The 24343-nt window shown below is 50.3% G+C and carries 28 protein-coding genes and 1 pseudogene; 2 read left to right on the top strand and 27 right to left on the bottom strand.

The window, feature by feature from the left end:
- Entirely contained in the window at positions 1 to 543 is a 543-nt protein-coding gene (locus tag GPK49_RS09345; RefSeq protein WP_215677573.1) for a restriction endonuclease subunit S, read from the top strand.
- Between the two features lie 31 nt (positions 544 to 574).
- On the opposite strand, the gene GPK49_RS09340 is transcribed toward GPK49_RS09345, so the two are convergent.
- The 10 genes from GPK49_RS09340 to GPK49_RS09295 all read right to left on the bottom strand — a co-directional run bounded on the left by GPK49_RS09340 (position 575) and on the right by GPK49_RS09295 (position 10291).
- Positions 575 to 2083, bottom strand: a complete 1509-nt coding sequence (locus GPK49_RS09340; protein WP_215633636.1) for a recombinase family protein — start codon at positions 2081 to 2083, stop codon at positions 575 to 577.
- Between the two features lie 89 nt (positions 2084 to 2172).
- Positions 2173 to 2349, bottom strand: coding sequence for a hypothetical protein (locus tag GPK49_RS09335; protein ID WP_005927581.1), 177 nt, complete (start codon positions 2347 to 2349; stop codon positions 2173 to 2175).
- A gap of 133 nt (positions 2350 to 2482) precedes the next feature.
- On the bottom strand, positions 2483 to 2686 hold the full coding sequence (locus tag GPK49_RS09330) for a hypothetical protein (RefSeq protein WP_117851693.1): 204 nt from the start codon (positions 2684 to 2686) through the stop codon (positions 2483 to 2485).
- Between the two features lie 508 nt (positions 2687 to 3194).
- Positions 3195 to 3617 (bottom strand): RNA polymerase sigma factor, encoded by a 423-nt coding sequence (locus GPK49_RS09325; RefSeq protein WP_154259463.1) that lies wholly within the window; start codon positions 3615 to 3617, stop codon positions 3195 to 3197.
- A 475-nt stretch (positions 3618 to 4092) separates the two neighbouring features.
- The gene (locus GPK49_RS09320; RefSeq protein ID WP_117515725.1) at positions 4093 to 4959 is read right to left on the bottom strand and encodes a metallophosphoesterase; all 867 of its coding nucleotides are present in this window, start codon (positions 4957 to 4959) and stop codon (positions 4093 to 4095) included.
- Positions 4960 to 5081: 122 nt separating this feature from the next.
- Positions 5082 to 7442, bottom strand: a complete 2361-nt coding sequence (locus GPK49_RS09315) for an ABC transporter permease (RefSeq protein ID WP_215633637.1) — start codon at positions 7440 to 7442, stop codon at positions 5082 to 5084.
- Positions 7426 to 8121, bottom strand: a complete 696-nt coding sequence (locus tag GPK49_RS09310; protein WP_041254460.1) for an ABC transporter ATP-binding protein — start codon at positions 8119 to 8121, stop codon at positions 7426 to 7428. Before GPK49_RS09310 ends, GPK49_RS09315 begins: the two co-directional genes overlap by 17 nt.
- Before the next feature lie 64 nt (positions 8122 to 8185).
- Positions 8186 to 9415 (bottom strand): sensor histidine kinase, encoded by a 1230-nt coding sequence (locus GPK49_RS09305; protein ID WP_041253889.1) that lies wholly within the window; start codon positions 9413 to 9415, stop codon positions 8186 to 8188.
- Complete coding sequence (locus GPK49_RS09300; protein WP_012741667.1) at positions 9412 to 10110, bottom strand: response regulator transcription factor; 699 nt, start codon at positions 10108 to 10110, stop codon at positions 9412 to 9414. Before GPK49_RS09300 ends, GPK49_RS09305 begins: the two co-directional genes overlap by 4 nt.
- The gene (locus tag GPK49_RS09295) at positions 10103 to 10291 is read right to left on the bottom strand and encodes a helix-turn-helix domain-containing protein (RefSeq protein WP_012741668.1); all 189 of its coding nucleotides are present in this window, start codon (positions 10289 to 10291) and stop codon (positions 10103 to 10105) included. The genes GPK49_RS09300 and GPK49_RS09295 overlap by 8 nt, the downstream gene beginning before the upstream one ends.
- 275 nt (positions 10292 to 10566) lie before the next feature.
- On the opposite strand from GPK49_RS09295, the gene GPK49_RS09290 reads away from it, so the two are divergent.
- A complete protein-coding gene (locus GPK49_RS09290) occupies positions 10567 to 10932 on the top strand; it encodes a helix-turn-helix transcriptional regulator (protein WP_012741669.1) in 366 nt (121 codons plus the stop codon).
- Between the two features lie 169 nt (positions 10933 to 11101).
- Here the strand turns inward: GPK49_RS09290 and GPK49_RS09285 are convergent, their stop codons facing one another.
- The 17 genes and pseudogenes from GPK49_RS09285 to GPK49_RS09205 all read right to left on the bottom strand — a co-directional run.
- On the bottom strand, positions 11102 to 12517 hold the full coding sequence (locus GPK49_RS09285) for a relaxase/mobilization nuclease domain-containing protein (RefSeq protein WP_215633638.1): 1416 nt from the start codon (positions 12515 to 12517) through the stop codon (positions 11102 to 11104).
- A 79-nt stretch (positions 12518 to 12596) separates the two neighbouring features.
- Positions 12597 to 12887 carry a CD1845 family protein gene (locus GPK49_RS09280; protein WP_009901657.1) on the bottom strand — a complete coding sequence of 97 codons (291 nt, stop codon included), beginning with the start codon at positions 12885 to 12887 and terminating at the stop codon, positions 12597 to 12599.
- 175 nt (positions 12888 to 13062) lie between these two features.
- Positions 13063 to 13404 carry a plasmid mobilization protein gene (locus GPK49_RS09275; protein ID WP_012741672.1) on the bottom strand — a complete coding sequence of 114 codons (342 nt, stop codon included), beginning with the start codon at positions 13402 to 13404 and terminating at the stop codon, positions 13063 to 13065.
- Positions 13404 to 13586: a DUF4316 domain-containing protein gene (locus tag GPK49_RS09270; RefSeq protein ID WP_003500078.1), complete on the bottom strand. Its 183-nt coding sequence runs from the start codon at positions 13584 to 13586 to the stop codon at positions 13404 to 13406. The genes GPK49_RS09275 and GPK49_RS09270 overlap by 1 nt, the downstream gene beginning before the upstream one ends.
- 12 nt (positions 13587 to 13598) lie before the next feature.
- Positions 13599 to 14189 (bottom strand): defense against restriction DarA-related protein, encoded by a 591-nt coding sequence (locus GPK49_RS09265; protein WP_226942657.1) that lies wholly within the window; start codon positions 14187 to 14189, stop codon positions 13599 to 13601.
- 132 nt (positions 14190 to 14321) lie between these two features.
- A complete protein-coding gene (locus GPK49_RS09260; RefSeq protein ID WP_012741674.1) occupies positions 14322 to 14723 on the bottom strand; it encodes a cysteine-rich VLP protein in 402 nt (133 codons plus the stop codon).
- Positions 14724 to 14915 carry a hypothetical protein gene (locus GPK49_RS09255; protein ID WP_012741675.1) on the bottom strand — a complete coding sequence of 64 codons (192 nt, stop codon included), beginning with the start codon at positions 14913 to 14915 and terminating at the stop codon, positions 14724 to 14726.
- Between the two features lie 2 nt (positions 14916 to 14917).
- The gene (locus GPK49_RS09250) at positions 14918 to 15565 is read right to left on the bottom strand and encodes a DUF4366 domain-containing protein (protein ID WP_215633639.1); all 648 of its coding nucleotides are present in this window, start codon (positions 15563 to 15565) and stop codon (positions 14918 to 14920) included.
- The gene (locus tag GPK49_RS09245) at positions 15552 to 15818 is read right to left on the bottom strand and encodes a DUF4315 family protein (protein WP_118505421.1); all 267 of its coding nucleotides are present in this window, start codon (positions 15816 to 15818) and stop codon (positions 15552 to 15554) included. Before GPK49_RS09245 ends, GPK49_RS09250 begins: the two co-directional genes overlap by 14 nt.
- A gap of 22 nt (positions 15819 to 15840) precedes the next feature.
- Positions 15841 to 17508, bottom strand: a complete 1668-nt coding sequence (locus GPK49_RS09240) for a C40 family peptidase (protein WP_215633640.1) — start codon at positions 17506 to 17508, stop codon at positions 15841 to 15843.
- Positions 17509 to 17787: 279 nt separating this feature from the next.
- The gene (locus tag GPK49_RS09235; RefSeq protein ID WP_416810508.1) at positions 17788 to 20217 is read right to left on the bottom strand and encodes a VirB4-like conjugal transfer ATPase, CD1110 family; all 2430 of its coding nucleotides are present in this window, start codon (positions 20215 to 20217) and stop codon (positions 17788 to 17790) included.
- Positions 20135 to 20521: a PrgI family protein gene (locus GPK49_RS09230; RefSeq protein WP_003500106.1), complete on the bottom strand. Its 387-nt coding sequence runs from the start codon at positions 20519 to 20521 to the stop codon at positions 20135 to 20137. The genes GPK49_RS09235 and GPK49_RS09230 overlap by 83 nt, the downstream gene beginning before the upstream one ends.
- Before the next feature lie 44 nt (positions 20522 to 20565).
- On the bottom strand, positions 20566 to 21186 hold the full coding sequence (locus tag GPK49_RS09225) for a DUF7007 domain-containing protein (RefSeq protein WP_227358979.1): 621 nt from the start codon (positions 21184 to 21186) through the stop codon (positions 20566 to 20568).
- A 42-nt stretch (positions 21187 to 21228) separates the two neighbouring features.
- Complete coding sequence (locus tag GPK49_RS09220) at positions 21229 to 21870, bottom strand: septation protein SpoVG family protein (RefSeq protein ID WP_158565097.1); 642 nt, start codon at positions 21868 to 21870, stop codon at positions 21229 to 21231.
- Between the two features lie 42 nt (positions 21871 to 21912).
- Positions 21913 to 22779 (bottom strand): VirB6/TrbL-like conjugal transfer protein, CD1112 family, encoded by an 867-nt coding sequence (locus GPK49_RS09215; RefSeq protein ID WP_215633641.1) that lies wholly within the window; start codon positions 22777 to 22779, stop codon positions 21913 to 21915.
- Positions 22780 to 22819: 40 nt separating this feature from the next.
- Positions 22820 to 22903 (bottom strand): annotated as a pseudogene (locus tag GPK49_RS09210) (Maff2 family mobile element protein); the annotation flags it as partial.
- 90 nt (positions 22904 to 22993) lie between these two features.
- Positions 22994 to 24343, bottom strand: a 1350-nt coding sequence (locus GPK49_RS09205) for a recombinase family protein (RefSeq protein WP_215677572.1), incomplete at its 5' end; no start/stop codon positions are given.

Below are 24343 nucleotides of genomic sequence, written 5' to 3'. Positions count from 1 at the left end.
ATGAAAACTGTAATTAGACCTGAAACAGAAATGAAGGATAGTGGTATTGAATGGATTGGTAATATTCCAAATGACTGGAAAGTATCGAGAGTTGGAAATTTTTTCTCATTCAGTAGTGGTGATTCGCTTACAAATGAAGATATTAGAGATGATGGGATGTATCTTGTGTATGGTGCAAATGGTATAAGAGGATATTATTTCAAGTATAATTTAGATAAAAAACGAATTTTGCTTGGACGAGTTGGCGCTTTAGCGGGAAATGTGCATATTGTTGATGAAAAAGTATGGGTAACTGAACATGCCTTAATTGCTAGTGATAAATTGAATTTAGTTGAGGAATATTATGGTTATGTATTTGAAAGTATGAATTTGATTCAATACTCGAAATCATCTGCTCAGCCAGTAATATCAGGTGATACATTACAGAAATTAAGATTTCCAGTACCTGAATTATCCGAACAGCAAGCTATTGCCGATTATTTGGACGAAACTTGTTCCAAAATTGATGAAAACATCGGTGTACAAGGGGTACAAACAAGATAAAATAGAAATGAGGGGCGATAGAGCAGAAATGTCAGATTTTCCACTCTATCTGAACACGGTCGCTGGTGGCCTTGATCGTAGAGATCAAACCATCGGCGGCTTTTCTTTTGTCGTCAAAATCTATGCTGTCCCAGTTGTCTAGATAATAGGATAACTTCTTTATCTGCTGGGGAGATATGATTTCAACGCTCAATTCAGCGATTGCCTTTGAAATGGTCTGGCGTCGGGTGTCCAGTTCTTCAATTTTTTTGTTAGCGTAGGCAAGCAAGGTCGCATTGGCTCCGGTCAGCGTATCAAGCAGCTTTTCAATTTCTGACTCCACCTGTGCCAGCTCCACTTGATAGGCGGTCAGTTTCGGATTGACTTTTTCCTCTCTGCCGTGGAGTATCTGAAAGTCTTTGAACTTTTCCTGCATGGCCGAGAAAATGAATTGCTCAAATTCTTCTTTGCGGATTTTCCCGCAGCCCGGACAGCCTTTGTTTTCCGTCCGTTTGGTACAGCGGAAATATCCGGTGCTGTTTGGTACATGGGTGGCTTTCAGAGCATACCCACAATGCCCGCATTTGATTTTTCCGGCCAGCCAAGTATTTTTCGGTTTCCGTCCCTGCTGGAAGGTGGTATTTGCCATAAGTTTTTTCCGGCATTTCAGCCATGTGTCAGAGGAAATGAGTGCTTCGTGGGGAGCGATAACAAGTATCTGGTCTTTTAAGCACCTGTCCTTGTCCTCCTTCACATCCCGCCCCTGATAGAGATAGCAGCCGTTTGTTCCGGCAAAGTCGGAAGCGTCATTGACAATCGCTGCACCCTGGCTCTTGAAAAATTCGTACAGCTCCAAATCGGCCTGTGCGTAAACGGGGTTTCTTAAAAGCTGGGAAAGAAATGTACGGAACATGGATTTGCCATAAATTTTTATGTCATGTTCCTCGAAGTATCGGGTAATATCTCCGAAGGAGGTTTCCGGTTCAGCGTACATTTCAAACATCAGCCGAACATGGTCGGCGGCTACGGGGTCGGCAACCATTTTCTTTGTGCGGATACCCTCTACCACAGTAGGCTCTAACTGATAACCGTATGGTGCCTGCCCGCTCATGTGGAAGCCTTTCAGGCACCGGGAATAGTAGGCGTCTGTGACACGCTTCTGAATTGTCTCACGTTCAAGCTGGGCGAATACAATGCAGATATTCAGCATGGCCCGGCCCATCGGGGTCGAAGTATCAAACTTTTCCGTGGAGGATACAAACTCCACATCGTATTCTTGAAACAGCTCCATCATCGTTGCAAAGTCCAGAATAGAGCGGCTTATCCGGTCCAGCTTATACACGATGACTCGCCGGACCTTTCCCTTGCGGATCTCGCCCAGCAGCTTTTGAAACTCTGGCCTGTCCGTATTCTTACCGGAATAGCCTTTGTCCTTGAATACCCGGCAGCTCCCACCTTTCAATTCATACTTGCAAAAGTCTATCTGACTTTCAATGCTGATACTATCCTTGCGGTCTACTGACTGTCTTGCGTAAATACAATCTTCTCTGATCAATTCCATATTGGGCTCCTTTCCTTGTTGGAATGGAGCTACCAACCTTACAACTATATTATACCATCAGCAGCCCCGGACAACAATGTTGCGAATGATTAGGGAAATCTGTCCCCATATTTGCTGAACACCTCATAAAGACAACGCTCAATTTCTTTTTTGCGCTGTGCTTTCTCCTTCGGGGGAAGTACCGGCGTGAGGCTTTCCAGCACAATGATCTTCCCTTGAAATGCGACAGACTTTGTTTCTCGTTCATAAGTGACAGCTTGCGTCATTGAAAACCTCCTTTGCGAAAGTGCGTGTATATGCCAGCCTTTCCCACTTGTCCCGTGGGGAAATGTCAAAAGACGGCACCCAGCAGGTGCCGCCCTTTGAGCTTTCTCCACTTCGGGTCAATGTGGCCCGAGGTCAGTAAGGACTGGAAAGGTACTTTTCTTTGGCGTCCTCCACGCTGTTGAGGTCAAATACTTCATAAAGCTGCCCCACAACACGCCGTATATCCTTCTTTGAAAATCCGCAGTCCTCCATTGCCATAATGACATAACCACGGCAGGCGTCATTGCTCCATTCGTCCGGTTCCAAGCCAGGGATCATTCCAAACGCATTTCCCATAAAATGCTCCTTTTTTGAAAAGATGGGGAGCCACGCCGGATCGGTTGGCCTATCATCAGACAGCATTGCCGGGGACTCCCCATAGGTTTTCACTTCATTTCAGACACATCGGACGGACATAGGCTTCATGCCCCATAGTATTTCAACTCTCCCCATTCTGATGGCAAGGCGTTCTCATTGCCTGCGACGGCTCACGGCTTGCAAGGCCGCTTCAACGCTCGGACTGTGACTAAACGCAAGTATCCGGGTTCTGCGCCTGTTCCGGTGGAGCCAGCCTTGCCCCCACCTATGGCATGAACCTGTTCGCTCGCTCAGTTTTACAAAGACTGTATTCTCTGAAATCCGAGGTCATGGCGGGTCTGTCACACAGCGCGTTCCCCTTCGTATCCGGGTGTCTTTTTATTCAATTTTCAATCTGCATGAGGCTTGTCTGAACCTCGGGTCATTGTGATCCGAAGTGTTTTGCCTCTCATAAACCATTTCATTTTCCGGTCTAAATCGGTACGCCTTACAAAGAATTTTTCAAAATTTTTTCTAAGCGCCGCAGACCTCGCTCGATTGCGACACGAACCACTTTTTCATGGACGCCCTCTGCCCGGGCAATGTCCTGTTTGGTCATGCCGAGAATGAAATGAGCATAAATCCGTTTTGCCTGTTTGTTCGGCAGACTGGCAATCGCCGCATGAAGCTCCTGCATGGTCACTTTCCGCTCATACAGTTCATGGGGAGATAAGGCGACAAAGAGAGCTTCATGCTCCAGCCCGTCATCCCGATCAAGGGAATAGTAGGCTTTGTGGCGGTATGTACGCAGCCGGTAGGCAGCCTCTTTACGATCAAACTCTTTGAACATTTCTGCAACTTCTTCCGATACTTCCATGAAGCAATCCGATGTATAGAATGGGTAATAGTCCCGCAAATTGATAATAGCCATATTGACCTCCGTTTCGGTTGTTGGTTGACGAGTGACCGAAACGAAGGCGGCGGGGAGCGGCACCGGGGAATGACTTCGGGCCAACCTGACCCGAAGCAGCCCCATAAGAACACAAAAGCGCCCGGGCGGCATGAAGCCACACGGACGCATGAAATTACACATTCATTTATGTATTGTCTGATTTCACATTCATAACCAGACTGTCCCGGAGGGGGAGCTACGCTTTTTTTAGCTGGTGCAGATCATGGGTACTGTGAAAAAAGACAAAAATAGACACGGCGGCAATCCTCCTTATATGCCGCCGTGGATTTACACGGTATTAGGTCGTCGTTGGTTTAAGGTAGACGAAAAGAAACGGCGGCTCTGAAAATCAAAGCCGCCGTTTCAAATGGGCGTGTCAAATTGTCTGCTCTACGACGGCTTTTTTCTTTTGCCGTCGTGCGGCAGATCATTTCAATATTCGGTTGAAGTATCGTTATTCGGTGTTAAGTTCTACTAATACAACCTCTGGACGATTATTAAATCGGAATGGAATAATACTATTTCCAAGGCCGCGGCTAACAACCATATTTGTCTTTCCGTCTGTATAAAGGCCGGAATCATATTTAGGAAACAGCCCTTGATTGGGGGCAACGAGCCCACCAATAAAAGGTAATCGAAACTGCCCTCCGTGTGCATGACCACATAAAACCAAATCAACACCACAGCATACATAGGTTTCAAATAACTCTGGCCGATGTGATAGCAGTATAGTGTAACTGTTTTCGTCATCAATAAGGCTATTCAATTTTGTGTTGACCATGGCTGGCGCTTCATTAAACATATCGCCCTTAATCGTAAAGTCAGAATCAGAAAGCCCGATAAGGGTAATCATTTCGTTGTTATGCACTAACTGTATTGCTTCATCTTCAAGGACAGTTACGCCAGACGCTTCAAGCCCTGTTTTGAATTGATCATAATGTGAGAAGTTAGCTTCGTGGTTTCCAGTTACAAAGTAGACAGGGGCTATTTGAACAGCTTGTTTTATAAAATCAAACGCAATCTCAATGTCTGTATGTCCAGCATCGATTAAATCTCCAGTTATCACAATAATATCCGGTTCGTGTTCAGACAGCAATTCTATCAATTCTGTATTGCTTTCTCCAAATTCAGCATTATGCAAGTCGGACACTTGTGCAATCCGAAAATTAGAAAAGGCAGATGCTATGCGATCGCTGGAGATATTAACCATACTTACCATCAATGCTGAATTGCCCCATATAGTATAGATTATCAAAACCAGCAGTATAGTTGTTAATACACAAATCTTCACCAATACTCTGGTGGAAAGGATTTTTTTCATTTTTTCCTCTCTTTCATCAACTTAATTATAAAAAAATCAGCTTACAAACAGGTGAATTTCAACTTACGAATTTGTAAGACAAAAGTGGGCGGCTTCTAAAGCCACCCGCTTCAAAAGTAGAATTACTGTGCGCTGATTGTATCAACAATGGACATATTGCGTATTCTCTTGATTGGCCCATGCACAGCCAGAATTACAGAGCTTACGACAATCAACAGAATAACAGCTACCTCTGGTAATGGAGGAGTCCAAGCATCCCCCCATCTATAACTTATCAACATTCCAAACAATAGCTTGTTACAAAACAGTCCCAACACCGTACCAACTACACCGCCGATTATGGTATAGGTGAAGGCTTCTGCAACAATCATTTTACTTAGCTGTCCCATGCTAACGCCGATAGCACGGAAAGCGCCATACTGTTTCAACCGTGCAGACACACTCATGGAAATACTATTGATTATGTTAAAAATTGTAATCATTGCAATTAGGACGAGGAATCCATAGATGAACAGCCAAAAACAATAGTAAGTTCCCATGGTACTGCTGTTACCCATGCGTTCATCAGCGAAAGTAAATGAGGAATCTACCATTTGGCGGATCACATAAACATCTTCGTCTGTTGTGCCTTTCACTAACTGCACATCAATAACCGTATATTTCGACTCGCCAGTAATTTGTTCAAATGTATCCTCTGAACAAATAATTGTTCCAACACCGGCGGCACTGTAAAACGGACAGTCGGACAACATTCCCACGATTTGGATTTCTTTACTTTGTCCGTTTGTATTCAACGATACAGTATCGCCTATTTGTATTGTGTTCTGCGAATTATAAACAATTAAGCCCGTCCCTAAATCAGTTTGCACAGATTCCAGAGAACCCTCTAATAAATAGTCCTTTGCCCAATCAAATTGATACTGCTCATAAGAGATTAAATCCTTCTTTTTTTCAATACCGTTTGTGACAGACGGAACCTCGTATGCAAATTTTCTTCCATACGCTAAATCCACAACAGGATTTTCCTTTAGATCATCAAGTAATGCTTTGTCAATAGCACAGGCGTTATCAGGGCTTATGATAGATAAATCTGCTGTCCAAGGTTGGAGCGGTGTTAAGGTATGCTGCATGAACTCAACTGTTACAGAGAATGAAAGGAAAAGGATAATACTGAGAGCAAATGAGCTTGTCATCAAAAACAGATTTTTCCGATTTGCTTTTGCATGATAAATTCCAAGTGCTGTATCAATCTTAAGCAGTTGTGTATTAGCAGCATTTCTTGCAGGCTCCAAGTCGTTTGCATTACCGGAAACCGCTGCCAACGGAGATACTTTTGCTGCTTTCTTTGCCGGAGAATAGGCAGCGAACAAAACCGTTACCAAGCCCACAACGATTCCTGCAAGAATACTTGGTACGCTAAATCCGAATGTAGACATCGCTTTGAAAAATTCCGGACTTAGGAAACGCAAAATCGCACATAAGACCCAAATGACAACTATACCGATGGAAATACCCACAGGGATTGCCAAACGGCACCAACTAAGCGCCTCTTTCCGTACTAAGCGCATAATCTGTTTTGGTGTTGCACCGATACAGCGCATAAGGCCGAAAAATTCGGTACGCTGGGCTACATTGCTGTTCAGGCTGCTTGCAATCATCATAATACCAGCTAACATTACCAGTACAAACAATACAGCCGCAGCCAAGTAAACCTGTAACAAAAAGGGAACGCGGCTTTGTCCAAGCAATCCAAGCAGATTGTTGTTGGAAGATATTTGTTCATTCGATAAATTGCATTGTTCTTTCAAATCTGCAATTTTCCCTTGTATATTTCTTGTGTTTGCAAATTGAGTAAAAAACATAATGCCGTAATCATTCGGCTCCCCGTCTGATACATTCGGATAAATCGCGCAGTAATCCTCTGTGTTCAAAATGATGCCGTAGGAGTCGCCACTCATGATCGAGGCGGTATTATTCATAAATCCTGATATGGTAAAATTCAGTTTATCGCCATCAGGAGTTTCTACGGCAATGGGATCACCAATCGCAACACCCATTATCTGCTTTGCATTTTCAGTCACCAACGCTTCATTACTTGTCTGTGGAAAAACACCTTCTTCAAGTTGGTCAGTCCAGATTTCAGTTATATAGCTTTCATCACAACCGCATATCGCTACATCTTTTCCACCCAAAGTGTAGCCTAAATCTCCACGATAATTGAGTACGCCATACGGTGAAAATACTTCAATATCAGGGCGTGAAGCAATAATTGCTGCTTCTTCATTGCTGATATTCTTAATGGCAATATGCCAATTCCCAGACTCCTGCTGTGCCTGCAAAATCTGGCTGCGGATGAACATATCTGCCATTCCAAAAATAGTTGTAACCAGAAATACCGCCAGCACAATGCAGAAAATAGACATTCTGCTTTGCTTCTTGTGGATTTTTGCGGATATGGGAACAAGGTCAAGATAATGCTTCATTTGTTTTTCCTCCCAAATCCGTCAAAACGCCATCTGATACCCGGAACACCCGATCAACGGATGCAGTCAAATCCTTATTGTGGGTAATCATCAGGATTGTTTGCTGATAGCGACGGGACGCCTGCGTAAGCAGGGCAATAACATCCTGACTATTCTTGCTGTCCAGATTGCCAGTAGGTTCATCTGCCAGAATCAGTTTGGGCTTTGTGATTAACGCCCGGCCAATGGCAACACGCTGCTGCTGTCCGCCGGATAGTTGGCTCGGCAGGTGATGTCGACGCTCGGTAAGTCCCAAGAGTTCCAAAATTTCTTCTACTGCTGCCGGGTCTGGTTTGCGATAGTCCAAAAGAAGCGGAAACATGATATTCTGCTCCACATTCAGCTCGGAAACCAACTGAAAGGATTGGAAGATAAAGCCGATATTACGACGGCGGAAAATCGTGCGCTGTTCCTCTTTCATGGAAAACAGGTCTTGTTCATCAATCCAAATGTGGCCGGAAGTAGGGGTATCCAAAGCTCCAATACAGTTCAGTAATGTGCTTTTGCCAGAACCGGATTCACCCACAACGGCAGCAAATTCGCCTTTATCCAGGGAGAAGGAAACCTTCTTCAACGCTTCGACTTTCGCCTCACCCTTGCCATAAGTTTTACATAAATCTTGTACTTTCAATATTTCCATAGTCATCAGTACCTCCTTTCTCAAAAGGATAGCAAAAACAGCTTACAAGCAGGTGAATTTGACCTTACAGATCCGTAAGGAAAGATAGTGTAAACAGCGTACCTTTTCCGACTTCACTTTGTACGGAGATAACACCGTTTTGACCCTCAATAATGGACTTGGCAAGGGGAAGCCCCAGCCCGATTCCTTGTGTATCAAGGGAATGTTTGCTGCGATAAAAGCGTTTAAAGATATGGTAAATATCTTCCGGGACTATGCCGTTACCATTATCAGAAATAAAAATCCGAAACATAGCAGGAGTGCGCTCCCATGTAATACGGACAATACCGCCAGCTTGCGTGTGATCCAGTGCATTTTTTACAATGTTTCCAATCGCTTCACCTGTCCATTCCATGTCACAAATAAGCTGCTGTTCACCATCGCCATCTATCTGAATCTGCTTGCTTTCGCTTTTAGCCCTGGTGGTTAGGTCATTGACTGAATGAGCTATCAGCTCGGACACACGGCAACTTTTTTTCTCAAAAATGATGTTTCCCGTATCCAGTCGGGTTATCTTCAACATGGATAAGATTAACTGCTCCATACGCTTTAGAGAAATACCCATCTTCGCCGCAAACTGTTTGACCGTTTCTGCATTTTCTGGCTCACTTTCAATGATCTCCTGATACATAGTGAGGGCTGCCAGAGGCGTTTTGAGCTGGTGAGATATATCGGATATGGTGTCTTTCAAAAACTCTTTTGCTTTACGTTCTGTTTCATTTTTGGATTGGAGCATAGTTGCAAGCTGTTCTATCGAAGAAAACACTTGGTAGATAGCCCCCTCATAATTCTGCGGTAAATGACAAGAGTAATCCCCGTTGATGTAATTTAGCAATATTCTGTCGACCTGTTGATACAATCGCTTCCTTTTCCAGAAAAAAATAAATATTCCTATGGCAAGCACAAAGAGAAAAAATAGCACAGTGCATAGCATGGCGCAGAAAGCGGAACGCTGAAATTGATTGAAATAAGGCCGCATACTGCTTTCTGACTGTTTTCCCAAACCCGCAGCCGCTAATAATGACCTACCATCGTCACTGATGTCTGTGTTCGTAAAGGCAACTGCAACCACTTCTTTCGGAACACCCTGTTCCAAAAGTGAGGATGAAACCGCTTCATCATGTTTGAGCCATAGGACTTCCGCATCGTTCACCTGATAAATAGTCAAAACGGTTGCTGTACCTACAAACAGCAGAGCAAACAAAGTCAAAAATAGCAGGAACCCTTTAATCTGTCTATCTTGGTACAAACTCATATAGACACCTCTTTCCATTGGTAGCCGAACCCACGAATGGTTATAAGGTGTTCTGGATGGGACGGATTGGTTTCCACTTTTTCACGAAGCCGCCGTACATAGACGGACAGGGTATTATCATCAACAAAATTTCCTGTATCATCCCACAGCTCATTTAGAATGATGTCCCTTGTCACAACGCGATTTGCGTTTCTTACCAGCAGACAAAGCAAACGATATTCGGCGCTTGTCAAATCCAATGCTTTTCCCTTTAAGGTTGCACGGCTACCCAACAGATCAATGGTAATGTCGCCACATTCCATAGAAGTGTTTTTTTCGCTTTTGGAAACTCCGGCCCGACGCAACAGCGCCCGGATGCGGGAACACAATTCCCCCAGTTTGAAAGGCTTGGTGATATAATCGTCCCCACCGCTATCTAATCCACGAATTATGCTGACTTCTTCATCCGATGCAGTCAGGAATATAATCGGTATCTGCTGATTTTCTTTTCTTACTCTTTCGCATACGTCAAATCCTGTTCCATCTGGCAGAGTAACATCCAAAATCAATAAATCGTATCGGTCGAGTTCGGATAAGTATTGTTTTGCTTCACATACTGTACGGGCAACTTCAACATCAAATTCATTCTTTTTCAAAGAGTAGACCAAGCCATCTATTAGACTGACATCATCCTCCAATAGCAATATTCTATTCATGTTTTAATTCCTTTCCTTGTTTTGTCCTCATATCCACAGGTTTCTCCGCGTCTTTCGGGATCAACCAGATTGTAGCCATCTTCACAGCGCCGGGAATACGGCCACCGGCGCAATAATAGTTTATCCGTCGAGGGGTCACGCCCCACTTTTCGGCCGCCTCTTTCAATGTCATATAGTCCATTTCGCACCTCCACAGGATATATTATTAGGGTTGAGCAAAACGCGCGTTTTGCAAAGTTGAGTCACAATATATAGAGCTCAAATGAGCTGGATAGTACTATTTAATGTATAGCCTTATGAGCAAATCGGAGTTTTGCTCAACCCTATATATTATAGTTCTCTGCCTCGAATAATACAAGTTAGAGCCTACACGGATACGAAATAAAATACTACTTAATGTAAAATTTCATTACATTCTCATAATCCAACCCGAAATGTAGAATGATATAGGGTGATATGAAAATGAACCAAGATGAAAGAAGGTTTGACTTCCACGGCCTCGGGGCGGCTCTCAAACGAGCCAGAGAAGAAAAGGGATGGACACAAGCCTATGTTGCGGAATTAGTAGACCGTGACTCCCGTACCATTATGAATATTGAGAACAAAGGTCAGTATCCCAGCTTCGACCTTTTTGTTAAACTCATTACTATGTTTGACGTTTCAGTTGACCAGTTTATTCATGCGGACGGAGGGGCAAGGTCAAGCTCTTGCAGAAAGCACATTGATGTTCTTCTAAACTCCATGAATGAAAAAGAGCTTGTCGTGATAGAAGCCACAGCCGAAGGCATTAAGAAAGCCAGAGAAACGGAGGTTCCAGAATAAGGGCCTCTGTTTTTTTGCGCCATTTTAGGGGCTGCCGCTAAGTGGCAAGCAATGCCTCTGTGGCCACAAGTGGCACAAAGGCGGCTTGTTGGGGCTCGCCCCAAACCCGTATCTTCGGGCCAACATGGCCCGAAGTGTCAGCGTCGCTTCGCTCCTTATTTTCATAACCTTAACGCTCCTTTTCCTGCTTTCTTCCCGGCTCGGTGTAGCCCATCAGAGTGTCAATGTTCGCCTTGATCGTGACGATCTCCTGCATATCTCGTCGTGCCTTCTGGTATTCTCCATAGAGCTGTTTTTTCTTTGCTGTGAGCTTACGGCCTTCCTCCTTCAGCACATCCATTTTGGGGAGCTTCGCCCCGCCCAGCAGAGAGCGCATTTCCGCTTGTGCAGCCCGGTACAGTTCAAGATCGGCCTCATGCTCCGCAAGAAATTTCCGGCTGTACTTCGTCGCCTTATACTGCTCAAAGACCGGACGGGTTTTGGCATACTGAACCGTTGCGGTCTTTAGCCCGGCATTGGTTTTCATGGCCTGTTCCGTCTGCTTGATCTGCTCGGAAATGGCATGGAAACGGTCTGCCGCCTCGGTGGCTTTCTGTGCCAACTGCTCATAATCGGTCAGTCCATTGTCCTGTATATAGGCAAGGGCAGCGGCCATCTGCTTAATGTTAAATACCTTCGCCCAGCGTTCATATCCCGGTCCCTTACCGGCAGCCAGCTTCGCTTGAATATCCACCGCCAGACTGATTTTCCGCTCCGAGTGCCCGGGGCGTTTTTCTTTGCCCTCAATGGCGGCCAGAACATCTTGCAAGTCGTAGCCGTCCCCCAGCGTGGAGGCACGCAGACGGGTAAAGCGTTCCTGTCCCTGCCCGGTCAGCCGGAAACTGATACCGCCGCCCCGAACCTTCTTGACCTCATATCCCGCCCGCTTCATCAGATTGAGAAATTCGTCCAGATCAGCGGGGCGCTCCGCCAGCGCAGTATCAATGGCGAGGCGCAGCCTGTCCTGATAGGAAAGCGGCCCTTTTCGTTCTTTCTGCCATTCCCCATAATTCCGATACTTACCCTTGCTCCGGGGCTTCGGGTTCTCCACGATGGACAACCCGTTTTCAAGGCACAGCCTGTCAGAGAGCCGCCGAAGGGCGAAGCTGGAGCCCCAAAAATTTCGGAATTTCCGGGTGCAGTCAAGGGTGGTGGAGTTGTAATAAATGTGACAATGGATGTGCTGCTTATCGGTATGTGTGGTAACGATAAAAGCGTGCCGCCCCTTTGTCCAGCGCATAGCCAGCTCATAGCCGATACGGTTCGCCTCCTTCGGGGTGATCTCGCCCGGATAGAAGGATTGTCGTATCTGATAGCACAGCACATCATTTTCTTTTTTCTGTTCCCGACCCGTCATAGCGGCATAGCTGGCTTTTGCCAAAAGGAACTCGTCTGCCACGGTGGCCGGATCACATTCATAAGCGGAGATATACTTTCCGCTTTCTGTTTTCTCTGGGTCCTTGCCATAGTCCAGACAATCCCGGATAGCCTCAGCAATCGTTTCGCCTTCGCCCGCATGGCGCTGTAACAAAGTTGTGGTAGCCAAAAATCATTCCTCCTTTCCATGAGAAAGGGGCGGCCCATTCCGACCGCCCCGACTTCGGGCCAGTATGGCCCGAGGCTGCTTAACTTGCCAGAAACCGGTACAAAGCGGATTTGCCTCCGTCCAGCGCCCAAAGAAGGGAGCCCGCCGCCGCTTGCAGTCCATACGGCGAAAGAAGGAAGGCAAGAAACAGAAATACAATCCCGCCTATGGGCGTCGGCGTGAAAAAGAGAGCGACACCCAGCACCGCCAGGATCACAGAGGCAATCGTCAGCAGGACGGCACAAATATCAAACAGGAACACCAGCAGAGCCGCCAGAAGGGACAACGCCAAAGCAAAGGGAGCAACCAATATTTTCAGCAGTATCTTCATCTTCAAAACCTCCTTTATCTATCCTTCCTACCTCTATTTTATCATGCCTGCCCGGGGACATAAATGTTGCGAAAGATTAGTGAATCCTGTCCCAAACCTTCGGGTCATACTGGCCCGAAGTGGTAAAAAAAGAGCAGGGCGGCAAGCCCCGCAACGGAAGCCTGCCGCCCTCGTCTCATTTTGCCACCAGCTCGGAAAGCTCCCGCAGCACCTTTGACACCTCGCCCCACAGCTTTTCATAGTCCCGCTTTAATCCGTCGATTTCCTCCGGGTACACGCCATAGGTATGTGCGTGTATGGCAACCTGATTGAGATTGTTAGAACAGCGCCGTTGCAGAGAGATCAGCTCTTTTACGGGCGCAAGGTCGATGTGCAGGATATACCCATTCAGAGCCATTTTCCGTACATAAGCCCCGGCGTTGGAAATGCCCGCCTCAGCCATCCGTTCATGGATGGCTGCCAGCTCGTCCGGCGTTACCATGACGTGCAGATGGACATTCCGCTTGCGGTTCTCCATCAGCGTTCCAGCTCCCGGCCTTTCCGGCGCTCTTTGGGTTCCTTTACCTTATCAAGCGGTTTTGCGTCCAGCTCCGGGGGCGTGGGTGGGATGGGCGTGTTGTTGGGTACGCCGTCGATCATGTTGCAGTTCTGCTCTGTGGAGAGCTCGGCGGTTTTCAGATAGTTGTCTTTTTCGTGCATGGCGATCCTCCTTTATCGTTCCTCATGGTTTTTATGGCTCCGCTTCTGGCCGGGCTCCTTCGGGGGTTCCTGCCCTCTGGTTCCTTCTTTGAGCCGGGCGGTAATGGATGGGCGCACCCGGTCAGGATTGCCCGGTGCTGGTTTCAGTTCATAATCCTCCATCTGCTTTTCGGTCAGCGGCTTTGCGTAGGTCAGTTCGCCCCATGCCATCAGACTGCCGTCTGCCACAGGACGCCGCCTGTCATCGTCGTAGTTGACGATGGAAAGAGGCTGGTTATCCGGCAGCTTCGGGTAAGTTCCTATGTCCACGGGCCGCTGGGTGGAATAATAGCGGTAAACGCCCTCCGGTCCCAGCTCGGTATGCTTGACCGCCGCATGGTAAAGCTGCTGATAGTCGTCCACCCGGCGGTCAAAGTCCCGCTGCGCCCACGCCTGACTGGTTCCATAGCGGCCCCAGTAGTAATCCCGATGGCCGTTTTCCCCCTCGGTAAACTGCCAGGTCACAAAGGGGCTCGGCGCTCCCGGATTATGCCCCAGCGCAAAGCCGTGTCCGGTTTCAAAGGTGGCAGCTTTCAAAATCACATATCCTTGTACTGTCTCCAAGAGATACCTCCTTTCTGTGCCTCGGGCTAACATGACCCGAAGTGCTGGATGTTACGAAATAAGAGGGCAGACCGGGGAGAAATGTAATAAGATATTCCCACCCCGGAAACACCCTCAAAAAAGCCCGGAATGTCAAGCCTTTGGAGGCGGCAAATCGTAACAGCCGCCCGGTCTTTTCTCCCGCATTTTCCTCATGCGTTCCCGGCTTTTTCGGCGGTTCCCTTCGGCCTTGCAGGCGTCGGAGCAGTAGGCTTGACGCCCCTCGGGCAAAAACGCCTTTCCGCAGACCGCACAGGCTCGCAGCTCCGGGGAGATGCCTTCCGTTGTCAACGACGCTTGAAGCTCCGGGTTAAGAGGCAGGACAGCCTCACGGAAATAACGGCAGTACGCCCCTGTCCAGCACTTGTGCAGCATATAGCAGGCACAGTCAAGAGGAAGGCACAGGCCGCTTTCCCGGTCATAGTTGGCGCACATCCCCGTGACAAGAGAACGGATTTTCTTCTTCTCGTCACGGGTCAGCTCCCGGGCGTCCATTTAAGACTTCGGGCCACGATGGCCCGAAGGGCGGGACTCCACGATCAGCGCCCGGAACTTCTTCCGGCACTGTTTTTTCTTTCCTTTGCACTCCTTGTGATAACGGCATCCCTTACAAGGGTCGTCATTGTTCCAGCCGGGGTGCGGTACTTCCTTCATCATTCGTTCAAAAGGGCTGCTTGTAAAATTCATTCTCATTCCTCCGTATCTTCCTCCCATGGCGGGGTATCTTCGTCATCGGGTTCCTCTGCGATCTCCTCCAGCTCCCCGTCCTCATATTCGCAGTAATCATCTTCCAAATCCGGGGCCTCATGCTTCGGCTTGTAAATCTTGAAATAGTAACCAATCCCACCGCCGGCCAGCACCACCGCACCGATCAGGAGCAGAGAGAGAAGGGGGCTGTCCTTTTTCTCCGGCTCGGGTTCCGGTACTTCCTCCACCGGTTCGGTGGGCTTTGGCTCTGGCTCAGGGGTCATTTCTTTGGGCGGTTCCTTACCCTGTTCGGCAAGAGGCAGAAGGTCGTCTGTGGTAACGGTATTGAGGAAATAGACGTTCTCGCTGGTTTTCTGTTTGTCGATCACCAGATAAAACACGCTCTCGTCTGCTGTGGTGATGGTGTAGAACTCCTTTCCATCCTCGTCGGTGGCGTTGTCCACCACGGTTCCCGTCCCGTCTGGGGTAAAGGGGTTCTGGGTTTCCGGCTCCGCTTCGGTTTCCGCCGGGGCGGGAATTGTCTCCGGCTGCGGCTCGCTGCTCTGTGCATAGGCCGGGACCGTAAAGATCAGACAACACAAAAGGCTGGCAGCCATCGCCGCCAGCCTGCGGTATTTAGTTTTCTTCATGGGCTGTATCCTCCTTTCCGGGTGCCTCCGGCTTCGGGTCAGTATGGCCCGAAGCGGTAAGGCTGTTTTTGGGGTCGTTCAGAAAAGCCATCAGCTCGGCGGGGGTCAGTTTGAGGGAGCGCACCGCCTGCACGATCTGGCTGTTTTCTTCCTCCTGTTTCTGCTTTTCCAGCTCCCGGATTTTGGCCTGCCACTCGGCTGCCTTCTCCCGGGCTTTTTCCAGTTCCTTATCGAGCTTGTCGATCTTGTTCATGCAAGAACTCCTTTCCTCTGGCTCACAAACGCCCGAAGGCATAGAAATGTGTCTGCCAGTAGCTTGAATTGATGTTTGCGTATTGGATGGGCGAACCACAATGGAGCATCATCCCGTCGCCTACATAAATCCCCACATGGGACACAGGGCCGGGGCTGTCATAGGTTCCCGTGAAAAAGATAATGTCGCCGGGCTTTGCCTCGGAGGGGGAAATGATAGCGCACTGGTTATAAATGCCCTGCGCCGTGGTACGGGGCAGGTTGTGGACGCCGCTGGCCGTGTACACCCAGCAGACAAAGCCCGAACAGTCAAAGGAGGTGGACGGGCTGGAGCCGCCCCACACATAGGGCCAGCCGATGTACTTTGTGGCTTCTTCCATGAGCGCCGCAAAAGTCGGGTCATCCAGCGCCTCGCCGGGTATCTCATAGCTGGGGCCGGTATCTTCGCCGCCGTTGTAAATCCCTTCCCACAGATAGGGTTTGTTGCCTTTGAGCTGCTGCATAACGGTGTAGATTTCCCGCTGCTGTTCGTTAAGCCTCGGCAGGATCACGGCAGGCAGCGTTTTGTTTGTGAGGGTCACATTGAGAATGTAATACTCATAGGGGACTTCCTCGGTGGTGGTTTCCCCGGTCTCCGGGTCGGTGCTGGTTTCGGTGCGGTAGCGTATCTCGACTTCCTCCGTCAAGGTCAGCTCATACTGTGCCTCGAAGATCTCCCGCAGTTCGTCCTGCACCTGTTCCCGGAAATACACATGGTACTTTGCAGAGAGATAGGACGCCAGCTCATAGGGGTTATGGCCGATCTCGTCCACGGAATAGCGGTACTCGTCATAGCCGGGATGGGTGCTTTCAATGTTCGCTACCGTCTGCGCCAGCTCGTTTTCCAGCGCCGTATAGTCCTCGTCCACCCCCAGCAGGTCCGTATCCTCCGAGGCGTAGGAGGTGCCGGATAACGCACTGGCAAGGCCGCTGCCAAGCGTGGGAAAGATGGAGCTTACCGCCGACACAAGAAAACAGAGCAGCAACAGCAGGAGCAGGACCAGCACCGCCACGGGATGACGGGTCACAAACTGCGCCGCCCGACGGGTCGCAGTTCCCGAAGCGGCAGCGGTTTTCTTTGCGGCCTTTGCACCCTGTTTTGCAGCCGCCTTTGCTTCTTTGGAATACCGGCGTTTCAGTTTCCATTTCTGCTGCACACGGGAAAGCGGATTGCTGGCAAGTTCCGGGTGCTCGGAGGCCATCTTCTGAAAATCCATATTGGCCCGGGCTTTTATGTCCTTCCGTTCCCACTTTGCCACCTTCCGGGCCGGGTGCTCCCGGTATCTCCGTTTGGCATACCGGGTCAGTTTCCGGGCTCCGGCCTCGGCGGTCAGCTCGGATTTATGCGCTCCTTCCACGCCCACATTTTCATGTTCGACTTCGTTGATTTTGTTGTGGAGATAAAACCATGCCTCGGTGCGGGCTCCCCGGACAGCTTTCTTTGCAAGCCCCGGCGGCTTCTTCGCTGCCCGTTTTGCCTCGGTCTTGTCCAGTTTCTCCCGGGCCTTTCCCAGCTTTTCCCCGGCGCGCTCCGCTTTTGCCTGTGCTTTCTGGTACTTATCCTTTTTGCTCCCGGCCTTCTCGGCGGAGCCCTCCGGCTCCTGTGCCTTGCCGGTATCCTGCGGCCCGCCCGCTTCATCCTCCTGCCTCATGCGGTCAGAGGGACGGCTTTTGCGGCTGTCCTCTTGAAACTTGCCGCTTTTGGACTTCGGGCCATTGTGGCCCGAAGGGCTGTCCTGTCCGGTATCTTCGTCCTCAAACCGCAGGCGTCGGGATGGTGCGGGGGAAGGCCCTTCCCGTTCAGCCGGTCCGGGGCGATTGCTCCCGGTATCCTCCGTCGGCCCCGGCCTTTGAAAATTCCGTTTATCCGGTTTCTTTCCGATGATGTATCCCTCCTTTCCAAACCTCGGGCCATCATGACCCGAAGTGTGTTATGCCCGGTTCATTTCCTGTTTTTTATCCTCCGGGCGGGTGGTCATAATGGCGTACAGCTCGGTATTCTGCGGGAAGCGGTCAACAAACGGGATGGTGGTATTCCCGAAGAACAGCAGCCCTTCGCCGGAATTGGTATGGGTCACATAGGAAAGCTGGTGGGGGCTGATCCCAAGCTGTTTGGCTAAAATCTGCCGGTCCCCCTGTGCCTGCGAGAGCAGCACAAGGAAGTCCGAGTTTTCAAAGATGTTCTCGATCTCCGGGCTTGCCAGAAAATCCTTCACGTTCTGCGTTAAAGCACTGGGAACGCACCCTTTTTTTCGCAGCATTTTCCAGATCGCCACACAATAGCTTGCCGTCAGCCGGTCGCGGAGCAGCACATGGAACTCGTCGAAGTAGCACCATGTAGCGATACCACGCAGGAAATTCATGGACACCTGCGAGTTTACCAAGTCCTGCATAATGAGCATGGCAATCGTCCGAAGCCCGGCCCCCAGCTTTTTTAAGTCAAGGCATACCAGACGGCGGTTCAAGTCCACATTGGTTTCATGGTTGAACACGTTAAGGGAACCCGACACATAGATTTCAAGGGCAGTTGCCAGCCGTACCGCCTCGCCCTCCGGCTGGCAACAGAGCAGGTCATACAGGGTTTGGAGGGTCGGCATTTTGCTTGTTTCCGGGTCCTGCAAATGTTCCCGGTACATCTGGCGCACACAGCGGTCAATGACGGTCCGCTCCACCGGCTGCAAGCCGTCCTTGCCGCCAACGATCAGCTCCATCAGCGACAGGATAAAGTCGGCTTTCAGCGCCATCGGGTTTTCCTCGTCGAAGCTCAAATCAATGTCCATCGGATTGATGTGGTGGGGGCTGTCCGGGGCGATCTCGATGACCTGACCGCCCAGCCGCTTGATAAGGGGCGAATATTCGCCCATCGGGTCCACCACAATGATCCGGTCACGGGTGGCAAGGAACACGTTCACAAGCTCCCGCTTTGCGGCAAAGGATTTGCCGGAGCCCGGCACGCCGAGGAACAGGCCGTTGGGGTTTTTGAGCTTTTTCCGGTTTGCCATGATGACGTTATGGGAAAGTGCGTTGAGCCCGTAATAGACGGCTTCGCCATCCATGCGGAGCTCCTGCGTCATAAAGGGAACGAAAATGGCCGTGGAGCTTGTCGTCATGCCGCGCTTGATCTCAATGCCGTTATGGCCCAGCGGAAGGCTGGAAAGAAAACCATCCTCCTGCTGGAAGTCCAGCCGCTTCAAGGTGCAGTTGTATTTCTGGACGATACCGGACACCGTGAACAGGTCATTGTCCAGCTCCCGGCGGGTCGGGGCCATGTTTACCACAAGGAAGGTCAGCAGGAACATTCTTTCATTCCGGCTCTGTAAATCTTCCAGAAGGGTCTTTGCGTCGTTGCTGTATGTTACGAGGTCGGGCGGAAGTATGTCCATGTCGTACCCTGACCGGGCTGCCTTCTTTTGTTCCTCCACCTTCATCTTGTCAATGTCGGAGACTTTGGCCTTGATGGATTTTACGGCGGCGGCCTGATCGACGGTTTGGATATGGAGGGTGATGGTCATTTCCGCATCCATTTCCAAAAGCTCCGCCAGCAGCTTGTCCGAGAGCTCCGAGGCCAAAATCTGCAAGTAGGAGGCGGCGCCCCAAGTCGTCCCCACCCGGAACAGACGGCTGAAACGGAAGTCGAAGCTGTCCGGGGCGATAAAGTCTTTGGTGGAAAGCCCGGTTTTGGGGATCATATCCCATGAAAACCGGAAGGGGGAGCCGCTGCCGGGGTGGAGCTGCCCGTGAAGAAGCTCCAGCCGTTCCAGCCCCGAAAGGGAGCGGCACTTGACGCCCAGCTTTTTGAAGTTCCCGCAAATGTCCGCCTCTACACGTTCCAGCCTTGCCCTGGCGGTGGGAAGGTCGTCCACGTTCACGCCGAAGGTCAGGAGCTTTGTGCGGACAATGCCGTTGTTGCTTTTGGCGATCTGGTTTTCCAGCATTTCCACATACTCACACCGGACGCTGTTGTAATCATCGTCCTGCATGGGGATGTTCACGTTGTACCGGCTGCCCGGGCGGCTCCGGTGGTTGAGGAAGGAAAGCTGGAACGGAAGGCTGCTGTCAAAGTAGTTGAGGCAGGCGCTCCACCCGTCAAAGATGGCCGCCTGATCTTCGGACTGTGCGAGCTGGTAGTTGATGTCCTCGTATTCAATGGTTTTGGTGTAATAGCGGTCCGCTACCCGGCACACCCCGTCCCGGTACATTTCCCGGTAAGGGAGGGTCTGCTGGGCGGTGGTGGGAATGTTCTTTCCTTTCGTGAACAGGCCGGTAAGGCCCTGCTTTTCAGGCTTTCTGCCTGCGGGCTTTCCGGCCCTTCTGCTGTTTCGCAATCGGCTGCGCCTCCTTTCTGGCGCTAAGCAGCGCATAGAAGTTTTCGGTTTTGTAAGGCCGCACACGGGGATAGAGGAACCGGGTGCGGATGATGTTTTTCAGCACTTTTTCCAGCGGCAGACCGTCTCGTTCATACATAGCCAGAAAGAAGAACGGGAGCATGAGGCCGATCATCAGGAACATGGCGGCACTGTTCCCGATACTGCCACGGGAAAACAGGTAAGCCGGGAGGCCCACCGCCGCCGCGCTGGAAAAACAAACAAGCTGGCGCTTCGTCAGATTGAAGGCCAGCTTTGTCTTGATTTTGGAAAGGTCTTTTGGTACTGGCACATAGGCCATTTTGGTACACCTCCTTTATTGCTTCGGGCCAGCATGGCCCGAGGTTATCTTGCGGCCTCTTTGGCCGGGGCTGTGCTGCGGGCAGCTTCGGCGGCCTCTCGTCCGCTCTGCCTTGCCCGCCAGTATTCGGGGTGATACTGCCGGATGGACTGATTGAGTTTTTCTTCAAACTGTCCTTTGTCCTTAATGCGGTCAGGGATTTTCCACAGCTTTTTGTCCAGCAGCTCCCGGAGCACTACGCTTTCCTGTGCGTCCTCCTCATAGCAAATATAGCCCTTGTCCTTGAAGCCGCATTTTTTGGCCGCTGGGGAGAGGACGGCGGCTACCTCGTTTGCCACCATCGTTCCGCCGTGGCTGGCGGTAGATACCAGAAACACCCCCGGACAGAGGGTTTCACAATTCTGCACCTCGCCCCACGGGGAGCTTTTCGGCGCATGGAACATTCCGCCCGTCCGGCTCCGGTCTGCCTGCATGAGCGCCGCCTTTTCTAAGATGGCTTTCAGTTCCGGGGAAAAATAGGCATATTCCCGAAGAACACGGGCGGCCTCCCCGCCGCAGGCGTTCATCAACAGGGTATAGGCGTCGCTGTCCGCTTTGGTACAGCGACCCAGCAGTTTTCCGTCGTAATAGCAGGCCGCGTCATAGCCCGTCCGTTTGCGTGGCATGGTTCCCGCCTCCTTTCTGCTTCGGGCCAGCATGGCCCGAGGTCAACGCTCTGCACCACGGCTGGGCTTTTCCTTCGGAGGCCGTTCCGCCTTTGCCTGTTCGGCAGCCGCTTTCCCGGCTTTGAGCTGGTCGCTGATGGACGCACGCCCCACAGAGCCGCGCTCCGCCATCTGTTCCAGCTTTGCCTCATAGGCTTGCAGAACAGCGGTGTTGAGCTGTTCCCGGAACTCCTTTGTGACAGGGTAGGCCATATCCCGATAGCCGCCTTTGCCGTCCGGCTGGCTGGGCATCCCAAGAAAGAGGCCCTTGCTGCCCTGTACGATTTTCAGATTTTCCACTACAAAGCAGTCATTGAATTTCACGCTGGCAAAGCCCATTAGATTTTTCACAGGTTCGATGACCCGCACGCTTACATCCAGCTTCAACGGTGCGGCCGGGGTGGTGTTTGCAACCTTTTCCTGCATGGTTTCCTCCTTTCCGGCGGGAACAAGGTTCCCGTCCTTGTAGTCATAGCCTTCCGCCCGGAGTGCCGCCAGCGTGTCCGCCGATACGCACCCGGACAGTTTCAGATCGGTTTCCACCATAAAGCGCATGGTGTCTGCTTTAGAAAATTCTTCGGGGAGCTTTCCATAGAAAGCCGGGTGCGGCTGTCCGTCCGCACCCTGTTTGTAACGCCGAGGCATACCGCCTCCTTTCCGCTTCGGGTCAGCATGGCCCGAAGTCTCTTAATGGCAGCCGAAGATGGATTTTGCAAGACTGCCTGTTTTGAATAAGGTAAAACACAGCAGCACCGTATATCCCACGCAGCCCCAGATCGCCCCGATGGGGTCGCCGTCGGTGGCGATACTCTGGATCAGCACCGCATAGATGGCGACACAGACTAAGATCAATAGACCTTGAAAGCCCACCGCAAAGAGGGAGCGGAAATAGTTCTGCCCCATGTGTCCGGTTTCCCTGTTGGGGACTGTGGCAAACGGGATAGGCGCTAAACTTGTGAGTAAATAAATTTCAATCATACGGCCATATACGATGACGAAAATCACGATGTTTAAGGCAATCATGGTAAGCTGGATCAGGAAGGACTGGAGCCAGAGTCCGAACAGAGGGCCTAACTCCATCGCCTCAAGCTCTGTCCGCAGACTGTCCAGCACATCCGGCGTGAGCTCTGTCCCGTTCTGGATAATGCCCGCTGACTGCTGTATCACATGCTGGCTCACATCAAAGACCGCCAGCACGATATTGAAGGTATTCGTCAGGATCATCACAGCCACAAAGGTTTTGAACACCCACTTAAAAAACATCCATGTGTCAACTTCATGGAGGTTGTTGCGTTCTATGAGCATCTGTATCAGTTCATAGGTCATAACAAAAGTGAGGATGACCCCGGCGATTGGCAGAATGGCAGTTTCGGAGATCTGTCGTATCATGGAAAAGACCCCGGCGTTCCAGTCCGCCGGGGTCGTGCCTACCTGTGTGGCGATCTCGCCAACGCTCTGATTGACGTTATCGAAAAGGCCATCCAGATTTCCCATGATACCATCGACGAGCAGACCTTTCAGCCATTCAACGATTGCGTCGATGATAAAGTCCATACATCAGCTCCTTTTCTGGAAAAGGGACAACGGGTGACACTTAGCTGAACAGGCCGGACAGCAGAGGGATAAGCTGAAGGCCGATCAGAACGACACCGCCGCCCGCCATGAGCTGGTTTATACCCAATTAGGTGTAAAACTCTGCTCGATGGCGGGCGGCGGCGTACAAAAAATCTATATGGTGTTTTTAAGAGAACCGTCCCGGCGGGACAGGTCAGGCAGTGACCTGTTCCACCTCTGGGATGGGTTTGAGATTAAAATGAATTTCGATAGAAATGTGTCTTGTTTTATCTTCGTCAATGCGCTCATGCACGACGATTTCTTTGATTAAGCGGTTGAGGGTGGCTGCGTCCAGCTCTGTGATATTGGCGTATTCCTGAATGGCTTCCACCCATTGTTTTGCGTCATTGGCAAGCTGGACTTCATCGGACAGCCGCTTTCTGCCATCTGACACTTTTGTTTTAAGCTCCGTCTGCTCGGTCTGTGTCTTTTCCAGCATAGTGTTGAAATTCTGCTCACTGATACGCCCTGCAATCATATCCTCATAAAGCCGCATGACCATTTTGTTCAGAACCTCAATCCGTTCCTCGTCCCTTGTAAGGGAGCGTTCCATTGCTTCCCGCTGTTCCCGCTTCTCGGCTTCACAAGTGTTGGTCAGGCGGTCGGCAACCGCTTCCCCGTCCATCAGGGCAGCTCTGGCACATTCCCGGATTTTCCGCAGCACATGGCTGTAAAGGGTGTCATAGTCAATCCGGTGCTGGGTGCAGTGATTCTTTCCAAAGGCATTGTAGGTCTTGCAGGAATAAATCTGCTGGGGATGTTTTGCGTTTGTGTAGCGTATCGTCAGCGACTTCCCACACTCGCCGCATTTTATCAGTCCGGCAAACAGGCTGATTTCATTGGTCTGCCCCGGACGCTGGCGGGATTTCAGCTTGTTCTGCACAATGTCAAAGCTCATGCGGTCAATCAGCGGTTCATGCTGTCCCTCCACCACAATCCAGTCCTCCGGCTTCTTTTCCCCAATCGTGCCGATTTTGAAACGGTAGTCTTTTTTCTGGGAAGCAATCGCCCCGGTGTAGACGGGATTCATCAAAAGGTCTTTGATAACGGAGAAGTCCCACATATACCGTCCGTTTTCCGGGTCTTTCTTTTCCCATTTGGTTCGGGTATTGCGAAGCCCCCGTTCCCGGTTCCACCATGTGGGGCAGGGGATTTTTTCTTCCTCCAGACGTCTGCGGATATAGTTCGGACCATGACCGTTCAGGGCATAACCGAAAATCAGCCGCACAATCGGGGCGGTTTCCTCGTCAATGAGCAGATGGTTTTTGTCCTCCGGGTCTTTCCGATACCCAAACGGGGCAAGACACCCGGTAAACTGTCCTTTCTGCGCTTTCAGAAGATAAGAGGAATGGACTTTCTTGGAAATATCCTTGCTGTACATCTCGTTCAGGATATTCTTGAACGGGGCAATATCGTTGTTATCACGCAGGGTGTCGATACCGTCATTCATGGCGATATAGCGGACACCGTTTCTTGGGAAAAAGTCCTCAATCAAATGCCCGGT

Source organism: Clostridium sp. MCC345 (genome assembly GCF_018785345.1).
GTDB classification, from domain to species: Bacteria; Bacillota; Clostridia; order Lachnospirales; family Anaerotignaceae; genus Anaerotignum_A; species Anaerotignum_A faecicola.
The sequence above is the reverse complement of the archived record's forward strand: the minus strand, read 5'-3'. Positions and strand labels throughout refer to the sequence as shown.